This window comes from Pseudideonella sakaiensis (assembly GCF_048320135.1).
GTDB classification, from domain to species: domain Bacteria; phylum Pseudomonadota; class Gammaproteobacteria; order Burkholderiales; family Burkholderiaceae_C; genus Ideonella_A; species Ideonella_A sakaiensis_A.
On the sequence record NZ_CP182947.1, the window covers coordinates 146,510 to 160,153 of the forward strand.

The window sequence follows — 13,644 nt, forward strand, 5'->3', positions numbered from 1 at the left end:
CCCGGCAGGGGTGCCAACACGACAGATGCCGGAACGATATCGATGAGCCAAGTCCTGTTCGACTATACGAAGCAAGATGCAAGCGGTGCGAGCTGCGTGGCCCAGGCCTGGGCAAAGACGCCGCCCGCACTGACGCCGCTGCAGCGCGACCTTGCAAAAAGCAAGGCCAGACAGATGCTGCAGCAGCACGATGCGGTGCTGGTCGCCCATTACTACGTCGACGGCGATCTGCAGGACCTGGCGCTGGAAACCGGTGGCTGTGTCGCCGATTCGCTCGAGATGGCGCGCTTCGGCCGCGACCACCCCGGCAAGACGCTGGTCGTCGCCGGCGTGCGTTTCATGGGCGAGACGGCGAAGATCCTCAGTCCGGAAAAACGCGTGCTGATGCCCGACCTCGACGCAACCTGCTCGCTCGACCTCGGCTGCCCGCCGGACGAATTTGCCGCCTTCTGCGACGCCCATCCGGACCGCGAAGTCGTCGTCTACGCCAATACCAGCGCAGCCGTGAAGGCGCGTGCCGACTGGATGGTGACGAGTTCCTGTGCACTGGCGATCGTCCGCCATCTGCAAGAACAGGGCCGCAAGATCCTGTGGGCGCCGGACCGGCACCTCGGTCGTTATATCCAGCAGGCCAGCGGCGCCGACATGCTGATGTGGGACGGCGCCTGCATCGTCCACGACGAGTTCAAGGGCGTCGAATTGCAGCTGCTGAAGGAGCAGCATCCGCATGCGAAGGTGCTGGTCCATCCGGAGTCACCCGAGGCGGTGGTCAAGCTGGCCGATGTGGTCGGCTCGACGACGCAGCTGCTCGATGCGGTGCGCACGCTCGACGCGACCGAATTCATCGTCGCGACCGACAACGGGCTGATGCACAGGATGCGCCAGCTGGCACCGGGCAAGACGCTGATCGAGGCGCCGACCGCCGGCGACAGCGCAACCTGCAAGAGCTGCGCACACTGCCCGTGGATGGCAATGAATGCGGTGCAGGGTGTGATCGACTGCCTGCAACACGGCAGCGGCGAGATTCACATCGACGAGGAAATCCGCCGCCAGGCGCACGGCTGCATCGACCGCATGCTCGACTTCGTCAAGACCCATCCGTCGGCAACCCAGGCCAGCGGTCTGGTGCCGCGCATCGGCGCGGCCTGACGGAGGGGCGATGGTCAATTTCAACGAAAACCTCGAGCAGGCGCGCCAGCGCAATATCCGCGACGCGCTGGCAGAAGATATCGGCCAGCGCGACTGGACCGCCGAACTGGTGCCGGCCGAGCAGCGCGTTGTCGCCCGGCTGCTGGTGCGCGAGGATGCCGTGCTGTGCGGCCGCGACTGGTTCGAAGGCTGCGTGCGCGAGCTCGACCCGAACGCGGAGCTCGATTGGCAGCTTGCCGAAGGCGCGCGGATGAGGGCCGGCCAGACCGTCTGCGAGATCACCGCGAACGCACGCGCGCTGCTGTCTGCCGAACGCCCGGCGCTCAATTTCCTGCAGCTGCTGTCGGCCACCGCAACGCTGACCCGTGCCCATGTCGATGCGGTCGGCGATGCGTCGACCAATCCGCGCGGCTGCGCGATCCTCGATACCCGCAAGACGATTCCCGGCCTGCGCCAGGCACAGAAATATGCGGTGCGCATCGGCGGCGGCCGCAACCAGCGGCTCGCGTTGTGGCACGGCATCCTGATCAAGGAAAACCACATCGCCGCGGCCGGTGGCATCCCGCAGGTGCTCGCCAATGCGCGTGCGCTCGGTGCCGGCGTCGACATCCAGATCGAGGTCGAATCGATCGCCCAGTTGAGCGAGGCGCTCGACGCCGGCGCCGGCAACGTGCTGCTCGACAATTTCGACCTCGAGACGATGCGCCAGGCGGTGGCGATCAATGCCGGCCGCGCGGTGCTCGAATATTCGGGCAATGTGCAGCTCGAGCAGGTGCGCGAGATCGCCGCCACCGGCGTCGACCGGATCTCGATCGGCCGGCTGACGAAGGACGTGCGCGCGGTCGACTATTCGTTGCGGGTGGTGCGCCGGATCGACTAGTTCAACCGACAAACGTCGCGCGGCTGCGGATATCGATCACATTGGTCGCCGCCTCGCCGCTTCGGCGCAGCAGTCGGTCGAGGAAGGAGTCGACCGCCGCTTCATCGAGCGGCCGCGAAATCAGATAGCCCTGGGCGACATCGCAGCCGAGTTCGCGCAACTGGGCGAGTTGGTCCTGGGTCTCGATGCCCTCCGCGACCACCTGCTTGTCGAGCGAATGGCCGAGCAGCACGATCGCCCGGATGACCGCGGCTTCCTTCGAATCCGCGGCGAGATTCTCGACAAACGAGCGGTCGATCTTCAGGCTGTCGATCGGCAGGTTCGACAGGTGGCTGAGCGAGGAATAACCGGTGCCGAAATCGTCGACGCTGAGGCCCACCCCCAGTTCGTGCAACTGATCGAGCAGCATCTTTGCCGCTTCCAGCCGTTCCATCAGGATGTTTTCGGTCAACTCGATCGTCAGGTGACCGGCGCGCAGCCGCGCCCCCATCACCGCGTCGGAGACCCGCTGGACAAAATTGCCGCTGGCCAGGTCGTTGCCGGCGACGTTGACATGCATCGTCAGTTCGGCAAAGCGGGGATTGCGTGCCTGCCACTTCGCCAATTGGCGGCACGCGCGACGCAGGATGAAATCGGTCAGCTGGATGATCGAGCCGGATTCTTCGGCAACCGGAATGAACAAGGCCGGGCTGACATGGCCGAGCGTCGGATGGTGCCAGCGGGCAAGTGCCTCGAAACCGACCAGCGCGCCGCTTTTCATGTCGATCAACGGCTGGTACTGGATCGTCAGTTTCTCTTCGGCCAGCGCCCGGCGCAGATCGGCCTCGAGCACCAGCCGGTTCGCGACCTGCGCATGCAGGCTGACATCGAACACCTCGAAGCGGGCCTTGCCGCTCGCCTTGGCCTTGTACATCGCGGTATCGGCATCGCGCAGCACTTCCTCTGGCGACTGATAACCAATCGAGCTCATCGTGATGCCGATGCTCGCAGTGGCCGAGATCTCGACGCCGTCGATGTGCATCGGCTCTCGCAACGCGAGTTGCAGGCGATTGGCCAGCTCGCGCAGGCCGGCCTCGTCGATGCCATCGCGGGCGAGGATCGCAAATTCGTCGCCGCCAAGCCGGGCCACGACATCGCTCGGGCGGACAACGCGGGTGATCCGCAATGCAGCAGCCTGCAGGAAGGCATCGCCGGCCGAGTGCCCCATGCTGTCGTTGATCAGCTTGAAGCGGTCGAGATCGAGAAACAGCACGCCGAACGGCCGTGACCCGGGATTGCCGCTGGCAAATTCGATCGCGCTGGCCAGATGCTCGTGGAAGCGATGCCGGTTCGGCAGACCGGTCAGGTTGTCGTGGAACGCGATGTGTTGCAGCTCCGACTCGGCGCGCCGGCGCGCGCTGACATCGTGCATCTGCAGGATGAAACACGGCTCGCCCGACCCGGGTTCGGCGAACGAGCCGCAATGGATCGCCATCCAGACATCGCTTCCATTCTGGTGCCGGCACAGCAATTCGACACCCCGGACCTGGCGCTGGCCGTCGCGAACGCGTTCGAGTTCGGCATCGAGGATGGCGATCGACTCCGGGGCGAGGTACGAGCGCAGCAACAGACTGTGAGGATCGGCCTCGGGCAATCCGAGCAGCGTCCGCAACGACTGATTGGCCTGGAGAATGGTGCCGTTGAAAGAGACCAGGGCCATGCCGATCGACGCGTGCGTGAAGGCGCTGTGAAAGCGCCGCTCGCTCGATTCGAGCTCGAGCACATGGCGAGCCGCTTGCTCGGCTTTCGCGTCGTTGGCCTTGCGCACCGATTCGGCGGCCTCTTCGCGGCGGAAAAAGAAGTGTCCCGACGTCAACAGGATCGCGATGATCGGCACCGCGGCAATCACCGCGACGACGCCGGACTGCTTCATGTTGAGGAACAGGAATGCAGCGACCGAAGCATTGCCGGCATAGGCCACGCCAAGCCAGCCGAAGGAGCCGAAGAAGTCGCGCAGACGCAAGGGTTCGTTGCGCTTGAGCCGCGGCACCATCGTGACCAGCACGGTGTTCGCCATGAAGTAGGCAATGGCGAATGCGATTGCACCGAGCAGGGTCAGCAGATCGGCCGTCAACCCGTCCTTGGCGCCCAGATCGAGCCCGGCCTGCAGCAGGCTGCCGGTGCCGAACATCGCGATGGCCGCCATCGCCGGGCTGGCGATCCGGCTGGTCCAGCGCTTCGAGGTCCGGCATGCACCAACCAGTGCCTCGAGTGCAGAAGCCACCGCTGCCGCCGCCGGACCGTGCAGCAGCAGCAACAGGAAGATGAAGATCTCGCCGGCGGTGAACGAGTTGGTCGACCCCGCAACGCGCACCGGCATCAAGCCGGCGATCATCGCCATCGATGTGCCGAGCACGATCTGCAACCAGACCGTATCGGACATCGGCGCGAGCTGATGGGCGCAGTGGACCAGGATGAGGCCGCCGCAGATCACGACCAGCCACCAGTAGAAGGTGGCCTTGCGGTTGTAGTCCGGCATCAGGGCCTGGTGCAAGGCTCTCGGCCAGGACGCCAAACCTGCCGGGCTCCGTGGGCTTTCGTCGCTGATCACTGGGTTCATAAGGTTCGGCTGCTGCCGGCCGCAGGTCGTTTGTTCATGGCTCGCCGAGGCTCGATCGGTCTGAAGCAGCGGTGCCGGCGGTCTGGCCGCCCTCACTGAGAACGAGCCCCTCGCTCAGCACCAGCCCCTCGCTGAGTACCAGCCCTTCGCTCAGCACCAGCCCTTCGCTGAGCACCAGGCCTTCACTCAATACCAGCCCTTCGCTGAGTACCAGCCCTTCGCTGAGCACCAGCCCCTGCCTGAATACCGGGCCACTGCCCGAGGCCAGCCAGTTCGACAGCGTCTGCGTCGGGATGAACGGCCCGGTGCGGCCGATCGACGAGGCCGTACCAGCCAGCGCGACACCAGAGCGCAGGCCGGCGGTGAGAAGCGCCTGGTTGCCGGCAGTCGCCTCGCTGAACGATTTCGGAATCGTGTTCGCTGGCACGCCGGTGGCCGCCGGCCACCAGACGATGTTGATGCGCGACACCCTGCCATTGACCCAGACCAGCCGCGGATCGTGGAAAGCCTGGAACCTCGTCAGCAGATCCTCGCCCGACAACACATGGTTGCCGCCCGCAAAGATCATCTGGCTCCAATTGAACTTCTGCCCGTCGATCGTCGATGCTGGCGTCGGCATCGGTCCGGCCAGCAGCGATGAGCCGATCGGCAGGCTGCCGGCGGTGATCTGCTCGCCAAGCCCCGGCTTCAGCGCCCTGGCCAGCCGCAACGCACCATCGATGTTCAGCATCCCGGCGCCTTGCTGCAACAGATTTGCCCCCGGCAGCGGCTGCGCGGAATATTGCAGGATGGCCTTGATCAGTGGCGGCGTCAGCCCGGGGTTGGCCTGCAGCATCAACGCGACCGTTCCGGAGACAGTGGGCGCGGCGACCGACGTGCCGCTGAGCTGGAACAACTGCTCCTGCGCCGGTTGGCTGGCGGGCGTACCGAATGGCGCCGACAGCTCCGGGTAGGTGCGTGCGAGCAAGCTCCAGTTCTGCCCGTCGGCCGCGAGCGCCCCGACGATCTTGTTGCCGGGCCCGACCAGGTCCGGCTTCAGCAGGTTGTCGGGTACCCGGGTGCCGTTGGCGGTGATGATCCCGCCGCGCGTCGGCCCCCGCGAGCTGAAGCGGTTGACACTGTCGTCCAGACGGCCGACGGTGCCGCGCGTGTTGACCGATCCAACAGTTATTACCGACGGCTCGTTGCCCGGCGAAGCGATCGAACCATAGACCTCGCGGCCGGTCGCATCCTCGCCGAAGTTGCCGGCCGCCGCCACCACCGTGATGCCGGCGGCCACCGCGCTGCGCACTGCGCGGCACAACGGATCGGTCAAATGGCTTTCGCTGGAATCGGACGACAGGCTCAGGTTGATGATCCTGATGTTGTAACGCGCGGCGTTGGCCAGTACCCAGTCGATGCCGGCGAGGACATCGCTGACCTGACCGGTACCGAGATCGTCGAGCACCCTGACGTCGATCAGATCGGCGTTTGGCGCGATTCCGGTCGAATCGACTTGACCCACCGCGCGGCCGGCTGCGACGCTTGCGACATGGCTGCCGTGGCCGTAGGTGTCGGCATTGGCGGTGAACAGGTTGGCGATCTTGATTTCGTAGAGCAGGTTGCCGAGGCGGCCGGGTTGCCGGCTCGCGGAGAGATCGATGCCGGCAAGCCACTCGCGGCGCTTCAGCGTGTTGGTGTCACCGTTCGGCAGCAGATCGACCGCATGGCGCACCCGGCTCGATTTGCCGTCGGCCGCCAGGAATGCGCGGTGATTGCGGGCGATGCCGGAATCGAGTACTGCGATGCCGATGCCGCTGCCGTCATAAACGGCTTTGCCGGTCGACGGATCGATGCGCGCCTGCAACGCACCGGTCGTGGCTTCGAGAACGCTGGCGGTACGGCGCGTGATGCGGTTCGGCGAGATGCTGACCACGTCGCTGCGCTGTGCAATCGCCGCGAGCTGGGCTGAAGGCAACATCACCGAAAGCGCCTGGATGGCGGTGAAGCGGTTGTAGACCGTGCCGCCGGCGTTGAGTACTGCGGTGCGCAAGGCCGCCAGGTCGGGATCGGCAGAGTTGGCGACGATCAGCGCCTTGACATGATCGTTCTCGTTCTTCCAGTTCTTCTTGCCGGCGGCATGGGCCTGCTTCAGTTCACGTGCGATCTTTGCCCATCCGTCGGCCGGAGCGGCGTTGAGCACCGATGTGCCGGTGCCGAGCAGCAACGCGGCGAGCAGAACACCAAGGTGACGCAGCACCCTTCTCGATTCGATCAGCACCACGAAAGCATGGATCATTGATTACTTCTTTTGTCATTGTCGAACCTGCCAGCGGAGCCACTGGTCGGGCGTGCGGATGGCGCCTGTCGATCAATTCGGCATCGGCACGGCGGACTTGAGGCTGGGCGACTGCAGACCGCATGCGAATTCGTGAAAAAAGCACGCAAGGGACGCCGAGGAAGGTTGATGCAGGCGCCGGTGTGCTGCGATCCGGTCGAGCCAGGCACCGCGGCTGCAGAAGATTGCGAGAGGAGGTGGCTTGGTGCTCAGCCGCCGACCAATCCGAGCAGCCGCGCCGGGCCATAGGCAAACAGCGCGATCGTGCAGGAGACGATCAGCGCGGTGCCTAGCGCAAACAGGCCGATCATCGGCCATGGACGGCCCTGCAGCCCGGTCAGCGGGTGCACATGAACCCAGGCAAACAACGACAGCGACAAGGTCGGGCACAACATCAGGTAGCCGACAACCGGCACCGGATCGAGCCGGCCCAGCGCGGGCAGCGAGGCAGCGATCGACGCCGCGAACCACAGCACGCAGGCGGCGACGCCCGCGCCGCCCAGATTGATCAGGCGCAGGCCTCGCCGACGTCGCGCCGGATCGGCCGAGCGCACCAGCGGTTCGCAGACGACCAGCGCGATCGCCGCCAGCATGATCAGCAGCAGCCCGAGCGCGAGCAGCACATAGTGCGCCGGCTGCGGCTGATCCGGGAAGATCAGCAGCGGCTGCAGCCGCCAGCCTGGCAAGGTCGACAGCAACAGAAAACTGCCGCCGGCCAGCAGGATCGCGATCACGTTGACCGTCAGCAGCACGCCCTGCAGATTGAACAGCGGCACCTTGGCGCGGGCCCGCAGCTGCGCGACCAGCCACCACCCGAGATAGGGGCCGAAGCCCCACAACGCGGTGCACAACAGATAACGCAGGCCGAGCCAGGACGCCGATTCGGCCGACCGCAACGCCGCAGCGGCCGGCTCGGCGAGCCAGCCGATGACGCGTCCTACCCACCAGCAGGCCCATGCCGCGGCCGCGGCGATCGCCAGCCGCACCGCGAGATCGGCTGCGCCCGGCCTCGCCGACCCTGCGCCCCGTTCGGATGACGACGCGGCCGCTTCGAGCAGATCGAGCCCGCCCTGCTGCCGGGCCACCGTCTTGATCAGTTCGCCGATCGCGACGTCGAAGGCCGGCTCTCGGGCAAATACCGCCTGGAAACTCGCCAACTCGCGAATCGGCTCGGGCAAACGGGTCCGATCCGGCATGTCGAGTGCACCGAACAGCACCGGATAGATCGGCTTGCGCAGGCGCAGCGCGGTCGCGATCTCCCAGACCAGCGGATCGCGTTTGACCGCAGCGCCGTCGCCGTTGCGCCGCAACAGCTTCAGAAAATCGTCGCCGATCATCACGACGACGCCGGTTGCCTCGACCAGCATCTGCTCGAGGTGCTGCTCCCAGTTCGTGCCCGGCGGTATCTCGCGGTCGATGAAGACCGCGTCGTCGCCGAAGCGGTGCTGCAGGCTCATCCGCACGCGCTGCGCCGCATGCATCGAATCGCCCCGCCGGTAGGAGATGAAAAGCTTGATCACGGTGATCCTCGCTGATCGACGATAGCCGATGCCAGGCGGAACGGGAACCGCTGGCCCGTCGTGTTCGCCACAGGCGGCCCGCTCACGTAGACTGGGTCGATGACGATCCCCAGCGCTGCTGCACCATCCCTGCCGCTTGCCGGCATCCGCGTGCTCGACTTGTCACGGGTACTGGCCGGGCCGCTCTGCGGCATGGTGCTCGGCGACCTTGGCGCCGAGGTCATCAAGGTCGAGCACCCACTGCGCGGCGACGATACCCGCGACTGGGGACAGCGCATCGGCGAGACCGAAACCGCCTATTTCAACAGCATGAACCGCAACAAGCGGTCGATCGGCATCGATCTGCAGCAAGCCGACGGCCAGGCGCTGGCGCGCGAGCTCGCGCTGCGCAGCGACGTGTTGATCCAGAATTTCAAGTTCGGAGGCATCGAGAAGATGGGTCTTGGCTTTGCCGAGCTGCACGAGGCCCATCCGCGCCTCGTCTACTGCTCGGTCTCGGGTTATGACCGCAGCGGGCCGGAGGCGGCGCGCCCGGGCTACGACCTCGTTGTGCAGGGCGAAGCCGGCCTGATGGCACTGAATGGCGAGCTCGGCCAGCCGCCGCTGAAATTCGGCGTCGCCGCGGTCGACATGTTTACCGGCATGTATGCGGCGCAGGCGATCCTCGCCGCGTTGTACGAACGCGAAAGGAGCGGTGTCGGCCGGCACATAGAGATGGCCTTGTTCGACTGCGGGCTGATGATCAGCGCCTACTACGGCATGGAGGCGCTGCTGATGGGCGAAGATCCGCCGAAATACGGCAATGCCCATCCGTCGATCGTGCCATACGGCGTTTTCCAGGCCGCCGACGGCCCGCTGGTGATCACGGTCGGCAACAACAGCCAGTTCCGCCGTTTCTGCACCGAGGTGATCGAACGCGCCGATCTTGCTGCCGACCCGCGTTTTGCCAGCAATACCGACCGATCGCGCAACCGCGAGTTGCTGCTGCCCGAACTGCACCGCGAACTGGCAAATCGGCCGCGCCGGCTGTTGCTCGAGCGGCTGGCCGCAGCCGGGATTCCCTGCGGCGAGGTGCTCGGCCTGCTCGAAGCCTTGACGTCGCAGCGCAGCCAGGCCGGCGGGTTGGTCGAAACCCATCCGCACCCGGTGGCCGGCAGCGTGCCGGTGATGGCGCCGCCATACCGCTTCGACGGCCGGCGTGCGCCGATCCGCCATGCGCCGCCGCAGCTCGGTGCAGCGACCCATGAGGTGCTGACAACGACGCTCGGTCTGTCGGCGCAGCGGATCGCCGAGTTGCAGCAGCGCGGCGTTGTCCACGGCGGCGACGCCGGTCCGGGCGAAGCTGCATAGTCCTTTCGCTCGCCGGGTCGGACTGGCTCGGCGATGCCAGGGTTGACCCGCATCATGTCGATCGACGCGGCGAGATGCCGAGGTGCTACGCTCGCGGCCCGGCGGTCGATGCCAGCGCGGATTGCGCTTGTGCGATCGCCCGCCGTTTCATGTTTTTCCGGTCGACCGCAGTATGGTTTCCGCACCCATTCCGACAGACGAAGCCCGCCGGCTGGCCCGTCTCCATGATCTGCTGGTCCTCGACAGCCCTGCCGAACCGGTATTCGACAGCATCACGCGAATGGCAGGCGAAATCTGCGGCGTTCCGATCGCGCTGATCAGTCTGATCGACGAACATCGGCAATGGTTCAAGGCCAATGTCGGACTTCCCGGGGTCAGCGAGACGCCGCGCGACATCGCGTTCTGCGCGCATGCAATCACCGGAGATACCTTGTTCGAGGTGGAGGACGCGCGGCAGGATCCGCGCTTCGTCGACAACCCGCTGGTCACCGAGGCGCCGGACATCCGCTTTTATGCCGGAGCGCCGTTGACGACCGCCGACGGTGCGCGCATCGGCACGCTCTGCGTCATCGATCGCAAGCCGCACCGTCTGTCTGCCGAACAATCGCGGCAGCTCGAGTCGCTGGCGAAAATCGCGGTGCAGGCGCTCGAGATGCGCAGCGAACTGGCCGGCCGCGTACTGGCGGCACGCAGCGGCTACGAGGTCGAACTCGCCGAAAGCGAAGCTCGGCACCGCGCGATCCTCGATGCACAGAGCGAGCTGATTTCACAGGCACTGCCAGACGGCACGCTGATCTATGCCAATCCGGCGTATGCGCAGCATTTCGGCAGCGATGTCGATGCGCTGATCGGATCGAATCTGTTCGACTACGTCGAGCCGGCCGACCGCGATACGGTGCGCTCGTTGATCAGCCGCGTGCTCGAAACCGGCGAGCGAGCCATCGGCGTGAACCGGATGGCATCGGCCGGCGGCGAGGAGGAATGGTTCGCCTGGACCAACACGCGGCAGATCGACGCAGCAGGCCGGACGCTGCTGCATTCGGTCGGCCGAGATATCAGCGCGCAAAAGCGTGCCGAAAAGGCGCTGCGCGACAGCGAGGCATTGCTGCAGCGCACCGGCAGGGTCGCCGGCGTCGGTGGCTGGCAGCTCGATCTGCAGACCGGTGCGTTGACCTGGTCTGCGCAGACACGGGCAATCCACGAAGTCGATTCGACCTACATCCCGACCGTCGACGAGGCGGTCAAGTTTTATGCACCCGAGGCCAGACAGCTCATCGAGGCCGCCGTGCGCGCCGCGATCGAAGACGGCAAAGCCTGGGATCTCGAATTGCCGCTCGTCACGGCCAAGGGCCGGCGAATCTGGGTTCGCGCGCAGGGCGAGTGCGAACTCGACGCCAGCGGCGCGCCATTGCGGCTGGTCGGTGCGTTCCAGGACATCACCGCGCACAAGCAGCTCGAACAGCGGGTGGTCGATGACGAACGCTTCCTGCGGCTGATGACCGACAGCCTGCCGCAGCGGATCGCCTATCTCGACCGGGATCTGCGTTATCGCTTCGTCAACGATGTGCGCGCGCGGGTGTTCGGGCTGAAGCGTGAGCAGATCATCGGCAAGTCGCGCGCCGAGATCACCGGCGAGCCGACGCCGCCCGAGATCCAGTCGCATTTCGACGGTGTGCTCGCCGGCAAGGCGCAGCGCTTCGAATTCGAGGAGCACCGCACCGACGGCACACGGCGCATCGACTGCCAGTTTCTGCCCGATGTGGGCGACGACGGGGTCGTGCGCGGATTCTTCACCAGTGCGACCGACATCACCGAGCGCAGCCGTGCCGAACAGCGGCTTCTCGAACTGACCGCGATCCTCGAGAACTCCCCCGACTTCGTCGTGCAGACCGACTGGCGCGGCAGCATCACCTACATGAATCCGGCAGTGCGTGCAGCGACCGGCCTGGCACCCGATGCACCGCTCGACGGGCTGAATTTCGCCCAATTCAACAGCGACGCGACGAACCGCCACTTCGCCGAGGTGATCGTGCCGGCGGTCAAGTCGCATGGCGCCTGGGTCGGCGAGACGGCCGTCAAAATTTCCGGTGAACGAGAGCTGCCGGTCAGCCAACTGGTTGTCGCCCACCGCGACGAATTGGGCCGGGTAGCCCGCTATTCGTCGGTGATACGAGACATCTCGGCGGCGACCCGGTCCCGCCACGATCTGCAGATGCAGACCGCGACGCTGAGTGCCGTGACCGAGGCGGTGCCGGCGACCGTCGCGGTGATCGGCAGCGACCTGCGCTACCGTTTCGTCAACAGCGCATTCGAGCGATGGATAGGCTTGAGCCGGGACAAGGTGCTTGGCCGGACGGTCTCGGAGGTGCTGAGCGCGGCGGATCTGCGGCGCAGCCAGCCATGGATCGACCGGGTGCTGGCCGGCGAGGCGGTGCAGTTCGAACGCACCAGCCCGCGCCGCGAAGTCGGCCGCAACCTGGTGATGAGTGGACTTACCCCGTTTCCACGGACAGGTATCGGCTTGATTCTCAAGCCGGGCTTGCGTGCTTGGTGAGCACAGGTGCAGGGTTATCCACCGGCGGCGTGGCGCATGCCACGCTGGCGCCGACGGTGGGTAACCCGTGTTGGGTGCACGACGGTCGAGTGCCTCGGTCGATCTGATGTTTCCTCTCAAAGTTGGCGGGCGACAGGTAGCCGATTCCAGAATGCCGGCGGCGAGGGTTGTACCAACCTTCGATGTACGTGAACAGCGCGGTGCGGGCCTCCGCCTTCGTCTTGAAGCTGCGCCGGTCGATCAGCTCGCATTCGAGGGTGGCGAAGAAGCTCTCGGCCATGGCGTTGTCGTACGCATCGCCCACGCTGCCCATCGACGGGCGAACGCCGAACTCGGCGCAGCGCTTGCCGAAGGCAACGCTTGTGTATTGACTGCCCTGATCGCTGTGATGGATCACCCCGTCCGGCTTACGCTGGCCGATTGCCATGTTCAAGGCCGCGAGCACCAGTTCGGCGGTCATGCGTTCGCCGATCGACCAACCCACCACGCGGCGGCTCCACACATCCAGAACGACCGCCAAGTAGATGAATCCTGCCCAGGTCGGCACATAGGTCATATCTGCGACCCAGAGCTGATTGGCCGTCTCGGCCTTGAACGTGCGATTGACGAGATCTGGCGCCGGGCGCTGCTTGTCGTCGCGTTGCGTCGTGACCGTGAAGGCTCGCCGCCTGCTGACGCCTCGCAAGTCGGCCGCTCGCATCAGCCGCGCAATGCGCTTGCCGCCAACGCGTATTCCGTGCTCTGCCAATTCGAATCGAATGCGCGGCATACCGTAGGTCGCATCCGACTCGGCATGGATCGTTCGAATGCGTTCGCTGAGCACCGCATCGTCCATCGCCCGTCGCGAGGGTGGTCGATGCAACCAGTCATAAAAACCGCTGTGCGAGACACCGAGCACGCGGCACATCTTGCGCACGGGAAAGACGGCCTGGTTCGCGTTCATGAGTTCGAAGACGGTGTGAACGTCTTGTCGCCCTTCGCGGCGAACCAGGCCGTAGCCTTTGCCAAGATGTCGCGCTCCATCTGGACTTGGCGCAACTGGCGGCGCAGGCGAGCGAGCTCTTCACGTTCGGCATTGCTCAGTGCCTGCGAGTTCGGCTTGGTGCGCGCCTCGCTACTGCCAGCAAGGCCGACCCAGTTGGTGATGGTCTGCGCGGTGACGCCGAACTCGCGCGCCAGTTCAGCAGGCGAGCGGCCGGCGAGAACCAGCTCAATCATTTGTTGCCGAAATTCGGCAGGGTACGGAGGTCGGGTTCGGGCCATGGCGGACTCCTT

7 protein-coding genes and 1 pseudogene are annotated in these 13,644 nt (G+C 65.7%); 4 read left to right on the plus strand and 4 right to left on the minus strand.

The genetic code is table 11. The features are described 5' to 3' along the window. The first annotated feature begins 42 nt into the window (after positions 1 to 42). Positions 43 to 1,149: a quinolinate synthase NadA gene (gene nadA, locus ACNH6H_RS00660; protein ID WP_418314797.1), complete on the plus strand. Its 1,107-nt coding sequence runs from the start codon at positions 43 to 45 to the stop codon at positions 1,147 to 1,149. Between the two features lie 10 nt (positions 1,150 to 1,159). Then, positions 1,160 to 2,029, plus strand: coding sequence for a carboxylating nicotinate-nucleotide diphosphorylase (nadC, locus tag ACNH6H_RS00665; protein ID WP_418314798.1), 870 nt, complete (start codon positions 1,160 to 1,162; stop codon positions 2,027 to 2,029). Between the two features lies 1 nt (position 2,030). Here nadC and ACNH6H_RS00670 read toward each other — a convergent pair whose 3' ends face one another. The 3 genes from ACNH6H_RS00670 to ACNH6H_RS00680 all read right to left on the minus strand — a co-directional run bounded on the left by ACNH6H_RS00670 (position 2,031) and on the right by ACNH6H_RS00680 (position 8,465). Beyond that, complete coding sequence (locus tag ACNH6H_RS00670; RefSeq protein ID WP_418314799.1) at positions 2,031 to 4,547, minus strand: putative bifunctional diguanylate cyclase/phosphodiesterase; 2,517 nt, start codon at positions 4,545 to 4,547, stop codon at positions 2,031 to 2,033. Positions 4,548 to 4,662: 115 nt separating this feature from the next. Further along, positions 4,663 to 6,906 carry a S8 family serine peptidase gene (locus ACNH6H_RS00675; protein WP_418314800.1) on the minus strand — a complete coding sequence of 748 codons (2,244 nt, stop codon included), beginning with the start codon at positions 6,904 to 6,906 and terminating at the stop codon, positions 4,663 to 4,665. Between the two features lie 248 nt (positions 6,907 to 7,154). Next, entirely contained in the window at positions 7,155 to 8,465 is a 1,311-nt protein-coding gene (locus ACNH6H_RS00680; RefSeq protein ID WP_418314801.1) for a TIR domain-containing protein, read from the minus strand. Between the two features lie 99 nt (positions 8,466 to 8,564). Here ACNH6H_RS00680 and ACNH6H_RS00685 point away from each other — a divergent pair, with 99 nt between their 5' ends. Together ACNH6H_RS00685 and ACNH6H_RS00690 are read left to right on the plus strand one after the other, a co-directional pair. Next, positions 8,565 to 9,815: a CaiB/BaiF CoA transferase family protein gene (locus ACNH6H_RS00685; RefSeq protein WP_418314802.1), complete on the plus strand. Its 1,251-nt coding sequence runs from the start codon at positions 8,565 to 8,567 to the stop codon at positions 9,813 to 9,815. A 172-nt stretch (positions 9,816 to 9,987) separates the two neighbouring features. Continuing rightward, complete coding sequence (locus ACNH6H_RS00690) at positions 9,988 to 12,369, plus strand: PAS domain S-box protein (protein ID WP_418314803.1); 2,382 nt, start codon at positions 9,988 to 9,990, stop codon at positions 12,367 to 12,369. Positions 12,370 to 12,478: 109 nt separating this feature from the next. Here ACNH6H_RS00690 and ACNH6H_RS00695 read toward each other — a convergent pair. After that, positions 12,479 to 13,632: pseudogene (locus tag ACNH6H_RS00695) on the minus strand (IS3 family transposase); the annotation flags it as partial. Positions 13,633 to 13,644: the final 12 nt, after the last annotated feature.